The organism is Catenuloplanes niger (genome assembly GCF_031458255.1).
Taxonomy (GTDB): Bacteria; Actinomycetota; Actinomycetes; order Mycobacteriales; family Micromonosporaceae; genus Catenuloplanes; species Catenuloplanes niger.
In genome coordinates this window covers 3435073-3452453 of sequence record NZ_JAVDYC010000001.1, presented here as the reverse complement: position 1 = coordinate 3452453, position 17381 = coordinate 3435073, and the positions used below count along the sequence as shown (strand labels likewise).

The following is a 17381-nucleotide window of genomic DNA, read 5'->3' as shown; positions in this document are numbered from 1 at the left end:
TTGAGAGTCCAAAGTTCGCGAAAGGGCACCTGCCCCCGAGAGGAGCGCCGGCGGATGGCGAAGATCAAGGTAAACAAGCCGGTCGTGGAGCTCGACGGCGACGAGATGACGCGGATCATCTGGAAGCAGATCCGTGAGCAGCTGATCCTGCCGTACCTCGACGTCGAGCTGGAGTACTACGACCTGTCCGTCGAGAAGCGCGACGAGACGAACGACCAGATCACGATCGACGCGGCGAACGCCATCAAGACGCACGGCGTCGGCGTCAAGTGCGCCACCATCACGCCGGACGAGGCGCGGGTCGAGGAGTTCGGCCTGAAGAAGATGTGGCGCTCGCCGAACGGCACGATCCGCAACATCCTCGGCGGCGTCGTGTTCCGCGAGCCGATCATCATGTCCAACGTGCCGCGCCTGGTGCCGGGCTGGACCAAGCCGATCATCATCGGCCGCCACGCTCACGGCGACCAGTACAAGGCGACCGACTTCGTGGCGCCCGGCCCGGGCACGATGACCGTCACGTTCACGCCGGACGACGGCTCCGCGCCGATGGAGTTCGAGGTCGCCAAGTTCCCCGGCGGCGGCGTCGGCATGGCGATGTACAACTACGACGACTCGATCCGGGACTTCGCGCGGGCCTCGTTCCGCTACGGCCTGTCCCGCAACTACCCGGTCTACCTGTCGACCAAGAACACGATCCTGAAGGCGTACGACGGCCGCTTCAAGGACCTGTTCGCCGAGGTCTTCGACGCCGAGTTCAAGGACGAGTTCGCGAAGGCCGGCATCACCTACGAGCACCGCCTGATCGACGACATGGTCGCGGCCGCGCTGAAGTGGGAGGGCGGCTTCGTCTGGGCCGCCAAGAACTACGACGGTGACGTGCAGTCCGACACCGTGGCGCAGGGCTTCGGCTCGCTGGGCCTGATGACCTCCGTGCTGATGACGCCGGACGGCCAGACCGTCGAGGCCGAGGCCGCGCACGGCACGGTCACCCGGCACTACCGGCAGTGGCAGAAGGGCGAGAAGACCAGCACCAACCCGATCGCCTCGATCTTCGCCTGGACCCGGGGCCTGTCGCACCGCGGCAAGCTGGACGGCACCCCGGCCGTCTCCGAGTTCGCGGACACGCTGGAGCAGGTCATCATCGACACCGTCCAGGGCGGCCAGATGACGAAGGACCTGGCCGCGCTGATCGGCCGGGACGCGCCGTGGCAGACCACGGACGAGTTCATGACCACGCTGGACCAGAACCTGGCGAAGCGCCTCGGCGCCTGATCCACAAAGCGAAGGCCCGCACCCCGACGGGTGCGGGCCTTCGTTCGTTTTTCGGACGTTTGGGGCCGTAACCCCCGGGAACATGTGCCGTTAATTTGGACAGAACGACCTCAAGTCGTCCCTTCCCTCGTGCGGGAGGCTCTGTCCCGGGCCTCCCGCACACCCCCCCCGGCAGCCGCCGCGAACGCCCTCTTACAGCCGCACGTCGCGCAGCATGGTCGCGGCCTGCTCCGGCGTCACGTCGTTGATGAAGACGCCCATCGCGGACTCGGAACCGGCCAGGTACTTCAGCTTGCCCGGCGCGCGCCGGATGCTGAACAGCTGCAGGTGCAGGTAGCCCAGCTCGCGCCCGTCGTTGACCGGCGCCTGGTGCCACGCCGAGATGTACGGCATCGGCCCGTCGAACAGCCCGTCGAAGCGCTTCAGGATCTCCAGGTAGATGGTGGCGAACGCGTCCCGCTCGTCCGAGGTCAGCGCCGGGATGTCCGCGATCTGCCGGTGCGGCGCCAGGTGCACCTCGAACGGCCAGCGCGCCGCGGCCGGCACGTACGCGGTCCAGAACTCGTTCGACGCCACCACCCGGTCGCCGGCCGTTATCTCCGCGGCCAGCACGTCCGCGTAGAGGTTCCGCCCGGTCGCGTCGAAGTGCTTCCGCGCCGCCGCCTGCATGGCCACGGTCTTCGGCGGCAGGAACGGGTACGCGTAGATCTGCCCGTGCGGGTGGTGCAGCGTCACGCCGATCTCCACGCCCCGGTTCTCGAAGCAGAAGACCTGCTCGATCCCGGGTACGGCGGACAGCTCCGCGGTCCGGTCCGCCCAGGCGTCCACGATTAGGCGCACCCGGGACGGCGGCAGCGCGGTGAACGCGGTGTTGTGGTCCGAGGTGAAGCAGACGACCTCGCACCGGCCGAAGCCCGGCTTGATCGGCACCAGGTCGGTGACCGAGTCACCGGGCGAGTCCACGGTGCGCGCGCTGAACGACGGGAACCGGTTCTCGAACACGACCACGTCGTAGTCGCCGGGGATCTCGGTCTGGAACGCGTCCGTGGACGGGTCCAGCGGGCACTCGTTCGCCGGCGGGAGGAACGTGCGGGTCTGCCGGTGCGCCGCGACCGCCACCCACTCGTCGGTCAGCGGGTCGTACCGCAGCTGCGAGGCGGCCGGCGGCGGGGGCAGCTCGCGCCGGTCCACGGTCTGGCGGACCGCGTCGTCGTTCTCGTCGAAGTAGATCAGCTCGCGGCCGTCCGCCAGCGTGATCGGGGTGCGCTTCATGATGCTTCCACCAGTCGTAGGTCCGTTACATAATCTGCGAGTACCGCCCGCGCCGGGTCGGGCAGACCGGCGTCGGTGATCAGGGTGTGTGCCTCGCCGAGCGTGGCGAAGGACGAGATGCCGACCGTGTCCCACTTCGTGCTGTCGGCCAGCACCACCAGTCGCTCGGCCGCCTCGACCAGCGCACGGTTGGTCTCCGACTCGGTCAGGTTCGGCGTGGTGAACCCGGCGCGTTCGCTCATCCCGTGCACGCCGAGGAAGACCAGGTCCAGGTGCAGCGAGCGGATCGCGGCCACCGCGACCGGGCCGACCAGCGCGTCCGACGGGGTGCGCACGCCGCCGGTCAGCACCACGGTCGAGTCCGGCCGGCCACCGCGGTAGAACACGTCCGCGACGGGGATCGAGTTCGTCACCACGGTCAGGCCGGGCACGTCGACCAGCCGGCTGGCCAGCTCGACCGTGGTGGTGCCGGCGGACAGCGCTATCGCGGTGCCCGGCCCGACCAGCGTCGCCGCCTCCGCCGCGATCAGCGCCTTCTCCCGGCGCTGCTGCGCGGACTTGGCGGCGAAGCCGGGCTCGTGCGCGGAGCCGGGCAGGCCGGGCGTGGCGCCGCCGTGCACCTTGGCCAGCAGCCCGCGGTCGGAGAGCAGGTCCAGGTCGCGCCGGATGGTCATGTCGGAGACACCGAACTCGGCGGCCAGCTCGCTGACCCGGGCGCCACCCGCGGTGCGCACCCGTTCCAGGATCGCGGCCTGTCGCTGTTGGGCCAGCATCACGCCTCCCGGAGCACGACGACGCCGCGGCCGGGCACCTCGGACGGGCCGGTCCACGCGGTGCCGGTCAGCAGGTCGGTGCCGCGCGCGTCGACCGGGGCCGGGCCGTCGCCGTGGTTGAGCAGGAACAGGTACGAACGCCCGTCCTCGTGCCGCCGGCGCACGGCCTCGACCTGCGCCGGGACCCGGTGGACGGCCGGGGCGACGGTCGCGAGCAGCGCTTCCAGCCCGGAGTCGGAGAGCCGGGTGCCGAGGTACCAGACGTCGCCGTGCCGGGTGATCGCCGCCGCGCCCGCCACCGGCCCGTCCAGGTAGGACGCGACCGCGACCGCGCGCTCCAGGGACAGCTGTTCGGTCCACACCTCGGCCGAGGAGCCGTCGTCCAGCGCCACGGTCGCCCCGGCCGGCAACGGGAAGTGCTCCTCCACCCGTACCCCCAGAAGGTCGTGAAACGCTCCTGGCAGCGGTGCCGGGCGGACGTGGTCGTTGCGGTCCGCGAGCCCGCTGTAGGGCCCGACGACCAGCGTGCCGGGGTACGCCGCGAGGTTCGCGATCGCGTCGTCGTCGACCAGGTAGAGCGACGGGACCAGCACCGCGCGGTAACCGGTGAGGTCCGCGGTCGGGTGCACGAGATCGGCCGTGACGCCGGCCCGCCAGAGCGCCGCGTGCCAGCGCTTGACCTCGTCGAACGCGCGCATGTCGACGCTCGGCTGGTTCGGTGCCTCCTGGGCCCAGCCGGACGGGTAGTCGAGCACGATCGCGACCGGCGCCTCGACCCGGGAGCCCTCGACCTCGGCCAGTCTCCGCAGCGCGTCGCCGAGCGAGACCACCTCGCGCCACACCTTCGAGGCGGTGCCGGCGTGCGGCAGCATCGCGGAGTGCCACTTCTCCGAGCCGGCCCGGCTGGCCCGCCACTGGAAGAACATCGCGCCCTCGGAGCCGCGCGCCACGTTGCCCAGGCTCTCCCGCAGCAGCGCGCCGGGCGCCTTGGCCAGGTTGCGCGGCTGCCAGTTGACCGCGCTGGTGGAGTGCTCCATGAGCAGCCATGAGCCGCCGCCGGCCAGCCCGCGGGTGGCGTCCGCCGCGTACGCGGTCTGCGCGGCCGGCGGGACCGGGCTCTCCGCCAGCACGTAGTGGTCGTTGGAGATCACCGGCATCTCCCGCGCCCACTCCCAGTAGTCCAGCGCGTAGCAGCTGGACGTCATCAGGTTCGTGGTGATCGGCACGTCCGGCGTGATCGCGGCCAGCGCGTCGCGCTCGGCGGTGAAGTTCGCCAGGTGCGCGTCCGAGGAGAAGCGCTTGAAGTCGAGCAGCTGCGTCGGGTTCGACGAGGTGACGGTGGCGCGCGGCGGCTGCACCTGCTCCCACTCGGTGTAGGTCTGTGACCAGAACGCGGTGCCCCAGGCCGCGTTCAGCGCGTCCAGGTCGCCGTAGCGGGCGCGCAGCCAGTCGCGGAACGCGTCCGCGGAGATCTCGCAGTAGCAGTACGGGTTGTGACAGGCGTACTCGTTGTGCACGTGCCACATGGCCAGCGCCGGGTGGTCGCCGTAGCGCTGGGCCAGCTCGGTCACCAGGTCAAGAGCCTTCTGCCGGTACGCCGGGGAGCTCGGGCAGAAGGCCTGGCGGCTGCCGTAGGTCAGCGTCCGGCCGTCCGCGTCGACCACCATCGCCTCCGGGTGCGCGGCCGAGAACCAGGCCGGCGGCGACGCGGTGGCGGTGGCCAGGTCGACGGCGATGCCCCCGTCGTGCAGCATGTCCATCAGACGGTCGAGGCGGTCGAACTCGTACCGCCCGTCGGCCGGCTCCAGCCACGCCCAGGCGAAGATGCCCAGGCTGACCACGGTGACGCCGGCCTCGCGCATCAGCGCGACGTCCTCCGCCCAGACGCTCTCCGGCCACTGCTCGGGGTTGTAGTCCCCGCCGTAGCTCAGCCCTCGGACCTTCGGCGCCAGCCGCCTCGTCACACGACCTCCCGGGATAGGTCAACGCTTCCGCACTAAAACCAACAGAAACGAACATACCCCGGTACGGTGGCGAACGAGAAGGGTCTTCTCCTTTAAATACCCCGGCCGTGGCGGTGCAGGGTGGCCAGCACGTTCTCCACCTTGACCGCGCCGGTCATCGCGGCCAGCGCGATCGCGGCGCGCGGTTCACGCCAGTTCGCCCGGACCGCCTCCTTCGTCCAGCGCCACGCGTCCGGCCGGTTGCCGGTCGCGGCGGACCAGCAGGCGAGCTGGCCGTAGACGCGGGCCGCGCCGGGCGCGCAACCGGCGATCTCCGGGTGCCGCGCCATCATCCAGCGCAACGACGAGATCTTGGTGCCGTACTCGTAGGCGTAGTGCGAGCTGCGCCCCCAGAGCACCTGGACCAGCGGCTCGTCCACGTGCACGATCGGCGACCGCCGGGCCGCGCGCAGCAGCAGGTCCCAGTCCTCGTTCTGGCTGCCCGGCGCGTCCTCGGCGACCAGGCCGAAGCCGTGCTTGCCGATCAGCGCCTCGCGCCGGATCAGGAAGCTCGACGAGTGCAGCATCGCCATCCGGGACCGGGCCAGCTCCTGCACGGTCACCCGGTCGCGACCGGCCAGCCGTGCGTTGCGCCGGCCGTCGAACTCCACCTGCATGCCGCACGTGACGAACTCCGCCTGCGGCTCGGTGAGCAGCGCCGCGACCTGCTTGCGCAGCTTCGCCGGCAACCACTGATCGTCGTCGTCCAGGAACGCGACCAGCTCGGTGTCCAGCGCGGTGATGCCGGTGTTCCGGGTGCCGGCCAGGCCGGGGGTACGCCAGTTCGCCAGCATCAGCACCGGCGGGCCACCCGGCGCGGCCAGGGAGAAGTCCGGCTCGGTGCCGTCGAACACCACGATGATCCGGATCTTGCCGGGGTAGTCCTGGGCGCGGACCGAGTCGACGGCCTTGCGCACCAGCTCGGGGCGACTGCGGGTCGGGATCACCACGCCGACCGTGGGCCAGCTGGTCACGAGATCTCCTTCTCTGGGGTTGCGTAGCCGTAGGCGCGCAGCATCGGCGCGCACACGGCGCCGACCAGCGCGCGCTGCCGCGGGGGAAGGGCCTGGCGCCATGCGTCGTCCCGGCGCAGCGGCACCCGGCCGACCGTGAACCGCATCGGGTTGCCGGCCGCGCTGTGCCCGGTGCGCAGCTCGGCCGCGCGGCCGTCGGAGCTGAGGAAGGCCAGGTCCTCGTCGCGCAGCGGCAGCCCGGCGTGCCGGGCGATCCTGACCAGCTCCGCGCGCGGGTCGGCGAGCAGCTGCTCGTACCGCAGCCGGAGCGTGGGCACGCCCCGGCGGGCGAGCAGCCCGAACGCCGCGTTGTGCCCGGTCCACAGCAGTGCCGAGCGCCCGGCCGAGTAGCGCGTCATCTCCTCGGTGCCGTCGGTCTCCGGCCGGGTGACCGACTTCGTCCAGGAGTACGCGACGCCGCGCGGGTCCCGGACCACGTGCACCACGCGCAGGTCCAGCGCGGGCGACCAGCGCAGGCAGTGCGCGAGCGCGCTGTGCTTGGACGAGTCGACGACCACCTCCGCGCCCGCGGTCAGCGCCGCCGCCTCGTAGACCGAGGTGTAGAACGCGGCGTACTCCAGCACGGCGTCCTGCAGCGCCCGCGGCAGCGTGCGTGCGGCCAGGCGCGGGATGAACCGGGTGCGTTCCACCGTGGCGCGCAGCGCGAGAATCCGGTCCACGTCCACGTTCTGCCAGCCGTTGAACGCGGCCTCGCCGATCGCGCGCCAGAACGCGCACTCGGAGAACCGGGCACCGCAGCCGCAGCGTTCGTCGTCGCGCAGGTCGCGCTGCCAGAGGTGCACCACCTCACCGAGCGCGCAGACCCCCGGCAGCTCGCCAAGGAGACGTTCTACGAGAGTTGTCCCACTTCGCCCTAAACCACCGAGAAAGACTACCCGTGCCACTTTCACCACTTTCGGTCGTTTCGTTAAGTAACGAGTGATCGAGCGTGGGGGAGTGCTTGCGGTGCGCGTCGTCCTTGACGGGACAGGGTTCGACCCGGTGACCGAGTCGCAGGTGGTCGGGCACGTCCGGCGCGCGCTCGAACGCGGCGAGGGCGGCCGGATCGTCACGCCGAACGTCGACATCCTGCGCCAGGCCCGCGACTCCGCGGCCGTCCGCGACCTGCTCTGCGGCGCGGACCTGGTGGTGGCCGACGGCATGCCGCTGGTCTGGGCGAGCCGGCTGGCCCGCACGCCGGTGCCGGAGCGGGTCGCCGGGTCCAGCCTGATCTGGTCGCTCTCCGCCGGCGTCGCGGACGACGGCCGGTCCGTGTTCCTGATCGGCGGCGAACCGGACGAGGGCGCGAACGGTGCCGAGCGCGCCGCGTCCAGGCTCGCCGTGGCCTGCCCCGGGCTGCGCATCGCCGGGTGCCTGAGCCCGGCGTACGGCTTCGAGCGCCGCCCCGCGGAACTGGAGGCGGTCTGCCGCGAGGTGGTCGAGGCGAAGCCGGACCTGGTCTACGTCGGCCTCGGCTTCCCCAAGCAGGAGTGGGTGATCTCCGCACTCGCGGACTACCTGCCGTTCACCTGGTTCCTCGGCTGCGGCGCCGCGATCAACTTCGTGGCCGGTGACGCGCGCCGCGCCCCGGCCTGGATGCAGCGGACGGGCCTGGAATGGGTGCACCGGCTGGCCGGCGAGCCACGCCGGATGGCCCGCCGCTACCTCGGCCACGACGCGCCCTACGCCATGCGCCTGCTGCTCGGCGCCATGGTCGGCCGGGTCCGTTGACCGGCGCACCACTGTCGACGGCGGCAGCGGCCGCCGAGACCGAACAGGCGTCTGACGGGCGTTCCACGCCCGAAATTTCGCTACATGAACGCCAGTGCGCCATGTTGCCGACGTGACGCGTGCGTGCCTGCGGCGCTCTCCGCACCCCGTGCCGCCTGGACGATCATTGACCGATGCAAAAGGTAGATCGAATACCGATGATGACCTCTCTTTCGCATCCGTCAATGATCCATTGGCGCTTCCGCACCGCGGGGGATCTACCGCAGCCGGTCTCGCGTGAGGGCTGCCCGTGCGGGCGGGAACGGGCAGCCGCTTCTGCGCGTGGCCGCCGACTCGCCGGCGGTGGGGTTCGCACCGGCCGAGCGCTGGCTTCGTCGGGTTCCACATGGGTGACTGGCTCGGACCGGTGGCCGCGGGAGCATGCGGGCCGTACGAGGGAAATCCGTCTCTACGCCCTTGATCCTGCCTTCCGGGGGCCGGCCGGCTGGTTGAACCAGGGATCGCGGGTCAGCTCGGTGAACGCGGCGAACGCCGGCGCGTCCCCGGAGATCTGGAACTGCTTGTCCGGCGGGTTGCCGTCCGGGTTGGAGTCGAAGTAGCAGACGCCCTTGATCTGCGGGTTCGCCTTGAACAGGCGGGTCGCGTCGCGCAGCCAGGCGGCGCGGCGCTCCGAGCCCCAGGCCGCGGCCACGCCGTACTCACCGATCAGGATGGGTTTCGGCCGCTCGGCGGCCCAGCGCAGGAACGGCGTGAGCAGGTCGCCGAGCGAGCGGAAGTCCTCACCCGCGTAGACGTCCACGCAGGTCCAGTCCACCACGTCGTCGCCGGGGTAGAACGCGGGCGCCTCGCCGTTCTCGAAGCCCTCCGAGGTCGGGCACCACACCCAGGACGCGTTCCGGGCCCGCTCCGCGTCGAAGATCCGCCGCACGTGCCGCCAGGCCGCCACGTAGTCCGCGCCGGACCACATGGAGGGGCGCAGGTTCGGCCGGTCCATCTCCCAGCGGAACCGCATCAGCACCGGCCGCCCCACCTCGGCGACCCGCCGGGCCTGCGCGCGGATGAGCTCGTCGTGCTCGCCGGACGTGATCGACCGGGTATCACCGGACGCCCAGCTGAACAACAGCGTGGCGCCGTCGTCCAGGAACTCCAGGTCGGACTCGGTGCCGAACTTCTCGTCCCACTTGCGGTAGGTGTGCACGATGTCCAGGTCCCGCCCGAGCCGCGTCTCCAGGCCGTCGATCGCCGCCAGGCGCCCCGGCTGGCTGATCACGGCCGGCTTCACCCACGCGCCCAGGTAGGCGCCGGAGGCGGGCACGGAGATCGGGCCGGCGTCGTACGGGCCGGGGTGCACCGCGATGGCCGGTGGCGGCGCGTCAAGGTCCGGTGGCGGCGGTGGCGCGGGCGACGGGTCACCGCCGGTGCACCCGGCGACGGCCAGCGACGTCACCAGCGCCAGCGCCGGGAGCCACCCGCGGGTCACGTGTGCCGCCGGGCCACGTAGAGCACGTTCACCGCCACCGCGGACAGCAGCGGGATGCGTGCGGCGATCCGGTCCACCAGCCGCGCGGCCGGGCGGGCCCAGCGCTTCGCGTAGACCGACTGCGGGAACATGCTGAAACCGCGTCGCTCCACGATCTCGAAGCCGTGGCCGGCGAGCAGCGCGCCGACCTCGGCGTGGGACAGCTCCGCGAACCAGCGCCGGCCGGACCGGCGGCGCGCGGCCAGGTGCCGCAGCGAGTGCCGGTTGCCGTGGTTCTCCACCACCAGCAGTCCGGACTCCCGGTCCGGCAGCGCCTGCGCGGCGAAGCCGACCAGCCGGTCCCGGACCGACTCGTCCACGTTGAGCAGCAGCCGGAACGACGTGACCAGCACCGGGCCCTCCTCGTGCGCGGGCGCCGGGACCGGGCCGTCCTCCGCGATCCGGTGCAGTCGCGCGGCCGTGCCCACCTCGGCCGCCTTCGCCAGCATCTCCGCGGACGTGTCGTAGCCGTGTGCGCCGCGCACCGCGCCGTGCAGCAGCCGGATCGCCCGGCCGGTCCCGCAGGCGAAGTCGTGCTGCACCGGGCGCCGCACCGGGAACGATCGCTTGATCAGATCCCGGAGGTACGCGCGCTGCCGCTCGTTGATCGCTGAGCCGTAGCTGTCCGGCGCGTACGTGACGGTCTCGTACTTCTCGACCGCGTCCGGGTTCTGGAACACCGAGGCATAATGTGTCACGAGAAATCCTCCTGTTGATGTGTGCCGCGTCGGGATCAGGGACGGGACCCGCGGAGCCGGATGAAGTCGTCGAGGGCGAGCAGCGCCCGCAGCCGGAGGATGCCGAGCGCGTAGAGCGCGCCGCCGCCGGCGAGCGCGGCCAGCAGGCCCGGCAGCGTGGGGCCGAGCGTCCGCACCGCCAGCGCGGCCACGCCACCGAAACATCCGAGCGCGAGCGCGCCCGCCGCCATCGTGCCCCGGCCGAACGGGTGCAGCCCCAGCACCAGACCGACCTGCAGCAACGGCACCAGGTTGTTGATCAGCACGGCCACCGCGAGCCCGATCGCCGCGCCCAGCGCGCCCATCGACGGGATCAGCAACAGGTCCAGCGCGACCGTCACGACCAGCGCGAGCAGCACGTTCCACAGGTTCCAGGTGGTGCGCCCGGCCATGGTCAGCACCGAGTCCACCATGCCGCAGCCGGTGGAGAAGAGCATCGCGCTGCCCAGCACCACCACGATCGCGCCGCCGTCGCGGTAGTCCGCGCCGAACGCGCCCAGGTAGACCGGCGCGAACGTGATCACCAGCAGGTAGAGCGGCCAGGCCGCGAGCACCAGCCAGCCGGTCGCGGCCTGGTAGAGCGCGTTCGCCCGGTCCCGGTCGCCGGTGGCCAGCGCCTCCGCCAGCCGGGGCTGCACCGCCTGCCCGATGCCCTGGTTGGCGAACTGGCCGAGCACCACGAACCGCCCGGCCACCGCGTAGAGCGCGGCCGCGGCCAGCCCGCCGAACGCGGCGACCAGCAGCACGTCCAGGCGCTGCAGCGCGAGCTGGGCGACGCTGGCGACCGCGCGCGGGCCGGTGAAACGCCAGAAGCGCCGGCGCAGCAGCCGGCGGGCGCGCGAGGTCGGCGCCTCCGCCGGCGCCGGGCCGGACAGGTAGACGCGGCGCAGCGCGTACGCGCCGAGCAGCGCGACCGGCAGGTACGGGCCGGCCCAGGCCAGCGCGTACCAGTGCGGTGACAGCGCGACCCAGGCCGCGGCCAGCGCGAGCCCGCCGATGCCGGCCAGCTGCAGGCCGGGCCGGACGATGCGCTCCAGCATGATCGTGGGCCGGAGCATGCGGTATCCGCGGGTCGCGGTGAGCACCGCGTCCGCGATCGCGGCCAGCGGCAGGAACACCGCCAGCATGCGCAGCTGCCCGGCGTGGTCGGCCACCACACCGGGGGCGGCGTCCGGCGCGGTCAGCCCGGCCAGCGTGGGCGCGCCCGCCCACAGCAGCGCGGCCATCACCAGCGCGACCGCGCCGACCGGCGTCAGCCCGGTGCGCAGGCACTCGCCGAGCAGGTTCGCGTTGCCCCGGGCGCGCAGCCGGGCCGGCCAGTAGACCAGCGAGGTCTGCGTGCCGAGCCGGGCCAGGCCGGTGGCCAGCGCGAACAGCGCGGTCGCGGCGAAGAACGCGCCCGCGTGGTCGGTGCCCAGCCCGCGCGCGACCAGCCAGGTCACGGCCAGGCCGGTGAGCCCGGTGAAGCCGACGCCGATCAGGTTCGCCAGGCCGCCCCGGGCGGCGCCGCCGACGTTCGGCGTGGGCTTCGGCGGTGCCGGCGCGTGCGCGCACAGCATGCCCGGAACGCTGCCGCAGATGGAGTGGTCGACGGTGCGGGGCAGGGCGCGCGTCGGCGCCCCCATCAGGCGCGCCAGACCGGGGTGTGCCCGAGCCAGGCGGTCAGCGCGCGGTCGTGCGGGGCGAAGTGCGCGGTCAGGTCCGCGCGCACGGCGTCGTCCATCGCGGTGCCGCGCGGGCGCGCGTTGTGCTTCTCGAACGCGGGCCGGGCCAGGTGCGGCAGCTCCAGGAAGTTGAGCACCCGGTCGTAGACCGTCTCCGGCTCGGCGAAGAACCGCTCGCTCTCGATCACCAGGATCCGCTCGCGCGGGATGTGCTCGGCGACCATGTCCAGGTAGCGGGCGTACTCGCCACGCGCCCGGTAGGCGTGGTGCTGGTGCGAGAACGAGTAGTAGTTCGGGTCCGCGGCCAGCCGCTCCTCCTGCCGGTGCAGCCGGGCCGGTTCCAGCGCCAGCGCCCGCGCGAACGACGGCTCCTTCTCGAAGCCGCGCGCCACCTCGTGCGCGTGCTGCGAGTACGCGCGCTCGACCGGATCACGGACCAGCGCGATCAGCCGGACGTCCGGCAGGTCCCGGGCGATCCGGGCCGCGGCCTGCGGGTGGTAGAGGTAGTACGGGCTGGACTCGAACGTCTGCGCCGGCGCGCCGTGCCGCTCGCCGATCCGGTGCCCGGTGCTCTGCCGGGGGAAGTGCCCGCGGTACCAGTCGAGCCCCCGGCCGTACGACGTGTCGAAGTAGTGCACGCCCTTGTGCAGCACCGCCTTGAGCACCACGGGATGTGCGGCCAGCGCACGGTAGAGCGACGTGGTCCCGCACCGCTGCCCACCCGCGATCAGGAATGACGGCAGCATGCGCGAGCCCGCGGTGAGCCGCCCGTACGACCGGGACCCGAGGTGCACGATGTGCTTGACCGCACCCGGCACCCGCGACGAAGTGATCATTTCCGATTGCCCTCCACACGACGGATGAGAACCGGCAGCAGCCAGCTGCCCAGGACGCCGAGCCGCGCACCGGCCTCGGCCTGCCGGTCGATCAGGTAGCGGACGGCCAGGTCGACCAGGTAGAGCAGCGCGGTCAGCTCGCGCGCGCCGGGCGCCACCTCGAACGGGTGCAGCAGCTCACCGGCGCGCTGCATGGTCGCTTCCAGCGCGCCGGTCGCGTCCGGGTCGGACTGCACGCGGCGCTGCAACTCGTGGTGGATCGCGTCGAACCCGGCCGGCACGCCGGGCGTGAACCGCTCCCAGTCCCAGAGCAGGACCGTGTCGTCCAGCGCGGCCATGTTCCACGGTGCCCAGTCGCCGTGCCAGGCGCCGTACCGCAGGCTGATCTGCCCGGCCCGGTCCGCCAGCAGCCGGGCCGCGCGCCCGAGCTGCGCGCCCTCCTCCCGGTCCGCCACCTCGGCCAGCCGGTCGGTCAGGCTCTTCCAGTACGGGCTGGAGGTGAGCGGGCCGTAGGTGTAGCCGAGGCAGCCGGCCACGTCCCGCATCGCGGCGGCGAGCCGGCGCGGCGACAGCGACGCACGCGGCCGCCACACCGGCAGCGCGGACTGGATCAGCACCTGGTGCGCGCCCCACCGCCCGGCGTGCAGCACCTGCGGCACGGTCAGGTGCGGCAGCGGCGCGCCGTCCAGCGTCCGCAGCGCGGCCGTCTCCGCCTCGACCAGCTCGCGGGTCAGCGGCCCGGTGCCGAGCTTGACGAAACCGCAGGTGGTGCCCGCGTCGTCGATGAGCTGGAGGACCGGCTTGCGGTTGGCCCGCGCCGGCCCGATGTGGACGCTCAGCGCGGTGCGCTTGCCGAGCACGCGCTCCAGGTACGCGTCGATCGAGGCGTCGCGCGGCCCGTCGATCCGGACCCGGTCGCGCATCAGCAGGCCGGCCGCGCCGGTCTGCAGCGCCGCGACCACCGCCTCGCGCTTGAGCTTGGCGCCGCGGGACTGCGGCTCGGCGTAGCGGCGGACCGCGGCGGCGGCGATCCGGCGGGGGCTGGCCGGGACCAGCAGGCGGGCGCGGGCGCGGTCGGGGACCACCACGAACTCGATCGAGCCCGGCCCGTTCGTGGTGAACATGGGCGGCGGGTAGAGCACGCTCAGCACCTCGTCCAGGTACTGTGCCCGCAGCGCGGCGTCGTCCGCCGTCAGGCGTACCGGCGCGGTTTTGACCGTCACGTGGGGTCTCCCTCGGATGATTGGTTCCGCCACAGCAGCGCGTAGGCGAGGAACAGGAACGCCAGAGGGGTGACCAGCGCGTTGTACCAGAGCGTGGCCACGAACGACGCGACGATCGCGCAGCTCGCGGCCAGGCCGGTGGGGCTGCGGTCGCGGCGGAACCGCCACAGCCCGTGCACGAAGAAGCCGAAGTAGGCGATCGTCCCGGTCAGGCCGTGCGCGTAGAGCAGCTGCCAGAGCTGGCCGTTGCCGCCGACCGTGAAGTTGCCGCACCGCTCGCACCCGGAGCTCTCGCCGACCGCGATCGAGTTGCGGCCGCCGATCGTGGTGCGGGTGGAGCCGTAGCCGATCACCGGGGAGTGGACCACGCCGTCCAGCGCGCGCCCGACCAGGAACGAGCGGACGCCGTCCGACTTGCCGTTGTCCAGCCGCGCGGTGACCGTGCCGCCGAGCGGGCTGACCAGGACGACCAGCACCAGCAGCGCGCCGGCCGCGAGCACGCCGAGCAGCAGCGCGATCCGGCCGGACCGCAGCGCCACGTAGAGCACGGAGACGCCCAGCCCGATCCACAGTCCACGGTTGAGCGACTCCACCACCGGGACCAGCGCGACCAGCAGGCAGAGCACGGCGAGCAATCGGTGTTTGGCACTAGAAACTACGAAAAATCCGACTAGCAGGCAAAAGTTGTTGCCCCAGGTGTTCGTGTAGCCCCACGGCGCGGCCGGGCGCGGGCGGCTCTCGCCGACCACGTCCATGATCTGCGCGGCGTACGGGTGCACCATCGACTGCACGAAACCCTTGTTGCGGACGCCGGCCGGCAGCACCATCTCGACCGGCGACGTGAACGCGAAGTGGCCGGCGAACACGCCCAGCAGCCCGCCGGCCACGGTCACCACGAACAGCCAGCCGAGCAGCCCGACCAGCCGGCGGCGGGGGAGCTCGCGCTCGGTGAGATTGCCGGCGTAGACCAGCAGCACGGTCAGCGACGCGTACTGCGCGAGCCGGAACGCGACGCCGACGATCCGCGCGCCCGCCCGCTCCGGCACCGTGCCGGCCGGGTCCGCGCCGAGCGCGCCGATGCTGACCACCACGACCGTGAGAAACAGCAGCCACCAGGCGAAACCCGGTGGCATCCGGACCGGGCGGCCGCGGGCGGCACCGCGGATCAGCAGCACCACCATCGGCACGGCCAGGATCGGGAAGATCAGCACGCCCAGCCCGAGCGCCCACCACAGCGGATAGAGCAGCAACAGACCCGCGACCGGCCACGCGGGAAGATCGAACCCGGCCTGCTCGGTCCTCCGGCGACTCGGGATCGCGTGGCCGGGGCGCGCCGCCGACGTGCGCTCCGTGAGGTGGGCGGAGGTCACCGGCCCGGTCCGTCGCGGTCCGGGCGCTTGTCCTCCCGGGTCGCCGCCGCCACCGCGGAGATGTCGATGACCCGGGTCTCCGCCTCGGACTCGCCCAGCCAGCCGGGCATCTTCGGCTCCGGCTTGTCCTTGGCCGCGCCGGCCGCGGTCGGGCTCGGCTTCTTCGCGGCCTCCGACCCGTACGTGCGGCTGGTCGGCTTCTTCGGCTGCGGCGGCGCGAGCGTCGGCCTCGGCGGCGGCAGTTCCTCGGCCGCCTTCGGCTCGATGCGCGGCAGCACCACGGCGCCGAGCAGCGGCGTGCCCACCCGGCGCAGCTGTTCGGCCGCGTCCGCCACCTCCGGCCGGCGCGCCCGCCGCGTCTCCACCGAGAGGATCGCCGCGTCCGCCAGACTGGCCAGGCTCTGCGCGTCCGCGCTGCTGGACGTGGACGGCGCCTCGATCACCACGTACGCGGCCTGCCGGCGCAGCGTGCCGAGCATGTCGGAGAGTGCCTGCGACTGCATCAGGCCGCCCGCGGCCGCGGTGCCACCGGTGGTGACCACGCGCAGCGACGGCACCCGCGGCGCCTGCTGGACCGCGTCGGCCAGCGGCGCCCGCCCGGCCAGCACCTCGGAGAGGCCGGGCTTGGCCGCGATGCCGAAGATCCGGGCGATCGGCGCGATCTCCACCATGCTCTCCGGCAGGTGCGCGCCGATCAGCACCACCTCGCTGCCGGTCCGGGCCAGCGCGGTCGCCAGGTTCGCCGCGACCAGCGTGGTGGCCGACCCGCGGCTGGCGCCGGTGACCACCACGATCTGGTCGTCCCGGCCGAGGCTGGCCAGCACCTCGTTGCGCAGCCGGTTGAACGTGCGGCCGCCCGGGCCGTACGGCTGGAGCACGTCGTCGAACCGGGGCGCGCTGCGGCCGTTGAGCGTGGCCAGCACGGGCACGCCGGCGCCGGAGACGTCGGCCGCGGACCGCACCCGCCGGTCCAGGCGCTCCCACAGCGTCGCGGCCAGCAGGCCGAGCAGCAGCCCGATCATGCCGCCGGTGGCCAGGTTGAGCATGGTGTTCGGGCTGCTCGGCATGGACGGCAGCCGCGCGTCGCTGATGATCGAGCCGACGCTGACCGTGGTCGTGGTGAGCTCGTTCAGCTTGCCGTTCAGCGAGTTCAGCTGGTTCTGCGTGGTCTGCCGCTGGCTCTCCAGGTTGGGCCGCTGCGGGCTCTCCCGGTCCACCCGGGCCAGCTGGTTGTTGACCTCGGTGAGCGTGGTGCTGAGCTGCTTGGTCTTGTCGGAGAGCGCCTTGATCGCGGCCTCGGTGCTGGCGGTGGCGGTCCGCTCCCGGTTGCGCAGGTACGCCTCGGCGAACGCGTGCGAGCCGGCCTGCGCGGCCGCGGGCTCGGTCGCGGCGTACGTGATGACCAGCACGGACGTGTTCGCGGGCACCTCGACGCGAAGGCTCTTCGCCAGGTCGTCCGGGGCCAGCGGGCTGCGCAACAGCTCGGCCGCGCCGGCCGCGACCGCGGTGGAGCGCACCAGCTGCGCCTCAGTGTCGAGGTTGACCTCACCCTTGGTCCGGCCGCCGGAGACGTTGGTGTCCTGGCCGGCCGGGGTGACCAGCACGCTGGTCGCCGACTCGTAGGTCTTCGGCATCCGCGCGGTCACGCCGGCCGCGATGCCGAGCCCTAGCAGCGCCAGGCCCGCCAGTACCCACCAGTGCCGCCGTAGTATCCCGAAATAGTGGGACATGTCGTGGGACGGCGGAGGAGACGCGTCCATGGGTGTGGCGGCCCTTTCCACGGGGTGCCGACCGTACGGTCGAAGGCGGGGCCGCCGGGACGAACACCATGAAGCGGCCGAGAGCGGCGAATCGCCCCCACGGGTTCAACGCCCGGCCCTCGGCTACGTAACTATCGGCGGCCCACCGACCCGATCGGGGCCCGCGACGACGGAGGCGCCGGCCGCGTCGTCCCCCGACGACTCGACC

General features: G+C 72.7%; 14 protein-coding genes. 2 read left to right on the top strand and 12 right to left on the bottom strand.

The annotated features are described in order from the left end of the window. The first annotated feature begins 54 nt into the window (after window positions 1–54). Window positions 55–1272: an NADP-dependent isocitrate dehydrogenase gene (locus J2S44_RS15005; RefSeq protein ID WP_310413671.1), complete on the top strand. Its 1218-nt coding sequence runs from the start codon at window positions 55–57 to the stop codon at window positions 1270–1272. 192 nt (window positions 1273–1464) lie between these two features. Here the strand turns inward: J2S44_RS15005 and galT are convergent, their stop codons facing one another. From galT to J2S44_RS14980, 5 genes are all read right to left on the bottom strand, one after another. Continuing rightward, on the bottom strand, window positions 1465–2544 hold the full coding sequence (gene galT, locus J2S44_RS15000; RefSeq protein WP_310413668.1) for a galactose-1-phosphate uridylyltransferase: 1080 nt from the start codon (window positions 2542–2544) through the stop codon (window positions 1465–1467). Further along, the gene (locus tag J2S44_RS14995; protein ID WP_310413664.1) at window positions 2541–3317 is read right to left on the bottom strand and encodes a DeoR/GlpR family DNA-binding transcription regulator; all 777 of its coding nucleotides are present in this window, start codon (window positions 3315–3317) and stop codon (window positions 2541–2543) included. The genes galT and J2S44_RS14995 overlap by 4 nt, the downstream gene beginning before the upstream one ends. Next, window positions 3317–5281 carry a beta-galactosidase gene (locus tag J2S44_RS14990; RefSeq protein WP_310413661.1) on the bottom strand — a complete coding sequence of 655 codons (1965 nt, stop codon included), beginning with the start codon at window positions 5279–5281 and terminating at the stop codon, window positions 3317–3319. Before J2S44_RS14990 ends, J2S44_RS14995 begins: the two co-directional genes overlap by 1 nt. 92 nt (window positions 5282–5373) lie before the next feature. After that, window positions 5374–6294, bottom strand: a complete 921-nt coding sequence (locus J2S44_RS14985) for a glycosyltransferase family A protein (protein ID WP_307240826.1) — start codon at window positions 6292–6294, stop codon at window positions 5374–5376. Next, on the bottom strand, window positions 6291–7238 hold the full coding sequence (locus J2S44_RS14980) for a sulfotransferase family protein (protein WP_310413657.1): 948 nt from the start codon (window positions 7236–7238) through the stop codon (window positions 6291–6293). Before J2S44_RS14980 ends, J2S44_RS14985 begins: the two co-directional genes overlap by 4 nt. 61 nt (window positions 7239–7299) lie before the next feature. Between J2S44_RS14980 and J2S44_RS14975 the strand changes: the two genes are divergently transcribed. After that, window positions 7300–8064 (top strand): WecB/TagA/CpsF family glycosyltransferase, encoded by a 765-nt coding sequence (locus J2S44_RS14975; RefSeq protein ID WP_310413655.1) that lies wholly within the window; start codon window positions 7300–7302, stop codon window positions 8062–8064. 448 nt (window positions 8065–8512) lie between these two features. Here J2S44_RS14975 and J2S44_RS14970 read toward each other — a convergent pair whose 3' ends face one another. From J2S44_RS14970 to J2S44_RS14940, 7 genes are read right to left on the bottom strand one after another with little or no spacing between them, the layout of a single operon-like run. Next, window positions 8513–9544: a glycoside hydrolase family 26 protein gene (locus tag J2S44_RS14970; protein ID WP_310413651.1), complete on the bottom strand. Its 1032-nt coding sequence runs from the start codon at window positions 9542–9544 to the stop codon at window positions 8513–8515. Beyond that, a complete protein-coding gene (locus J2S44_RS14965; RefSeq protein WP_310413648.1) occupies window positions 9541–10281 on the bottom strand; it encodes a class I SAM-dependent methyltransferase in 741 nt (246 codons plus the stop codon). The genes J2S44_RS14970 and J2S44_RS14965 overlap by 4 nt, the downstream gene beginning before the upstream one ends. 35 nt (window positions 10282–10316) lie before the next feature. Beyond that, window positions 10317–11945: a lipopolysaccharide biosynthesis protein gene (locus J2S44_RS14960; RefSeq protein WP_310413645.1), complete on the bottom strand. Its 1629-nt coding sequence runs from the start codon at window positions 11943–11945 to the stop codon at window positions 10317–10319. Next, a complete protein-coding gene (locus J2S44_RS14955) occupies window positions 11945–12820 on the bottom strand; it encodes a sulfotransferase domain-containing protein (protein ID WP_310413642.1) in 876 nt (291 codons plus the stop codon). The genes J2S44_RS14960 and J2S44_RS14955 overlap by 1 nt, the downstream gene beginning before the upstream one ends. After that, window positions 12817–14043 carry a hypothetical protein gene (locus J2S44_RS14950; RefSeq protein ID WP_310413639.1) on the bottom strand — a complete coding sequence of 409 codons (1227 nt, stop codon included), beginning with the start codon at window positions 14041–14043 and terminating at the stop codon, window positions 12817–12819. The genes J2S44_RS14955 and J2S44_RS14950 overlap by 4 nt, the downstream gene beginning before the upstream one ends. Next, entirely contained in the window at window positions 14040–15413 is a 1374-nt protein-coding gene (locus tag J2S44_RS14945; protein WP_310413636.1) for a hypothetical protein, read from the bottom strand. Before J2S44_RS14945 ends, J2S44_RS14950 begins: the two co-directional genes overlap by 4 nt. Then, window positions 15410–17143: a polysaccharide biosynthesis tyrosine autokinase gene (locus tag J2S44_RS14940; RefSeq protein ID WP_310413633.1), complete on the bottom strand. Its 1734-nt coding sequence runs from the start codon at window positions 17141–17143 to the stop codon at window positions 15410–15412. The genes J2S44_RS14945 and J2S44_RS14940 overlap by 4 nt, the downstream gene beginning before the upstream one ends. Between the last annotated feature and the right edge of the window lie 238 nt (window positions 17144–17381).

Excerpts from the sequence above, each read along its gene's own strand:
- J2S44_RS15005 (WP_310413671.1), top strand. The coding sequence starts at position 55 with ATGGCGAAGATCAAGGTAAACAAGCCGGTCGTGGAGCTCGACGGCGAC.
- galT (WP_310413668.1), bottom strand. The coding sequence starts at position 2,544 with ATGAAGCGCACCCCGATCACGCTGGCGGACGGCCGCGAGCTGATCTAC.
- J2S44_RS14995 (WP_310413664.1), bottom strand. The coding sequence starts at position 3,317 with ATGCTGGCCCAACAGCGACAGGCCGCGATCCTGGAACGGGTGCGCACC.
- J2S44_RS14960 (WP_310413645.1), bottom strand. The coding sequence starts at position 11,945 with ATGGGGGCGCCGACGCGCGCCCTGCCCCGCACCGTCGACCACTCCATC.
- J2S44_RS14955 (WP_310413642.1), bottom strand. The coding sequence starts at position 12,820 with ATGATCACTTCGTCGCGGGTGCCGGGTGCGGTCAAGCACATCGTGCAC.
- J2S44_RS14940 (WP_310413633.1), bottom strand. The coding sequence starts at position 17,143 with ATGTCCCACTATTTCGGGATACTACGGCGGCACTGGTGGGTACTGGCG.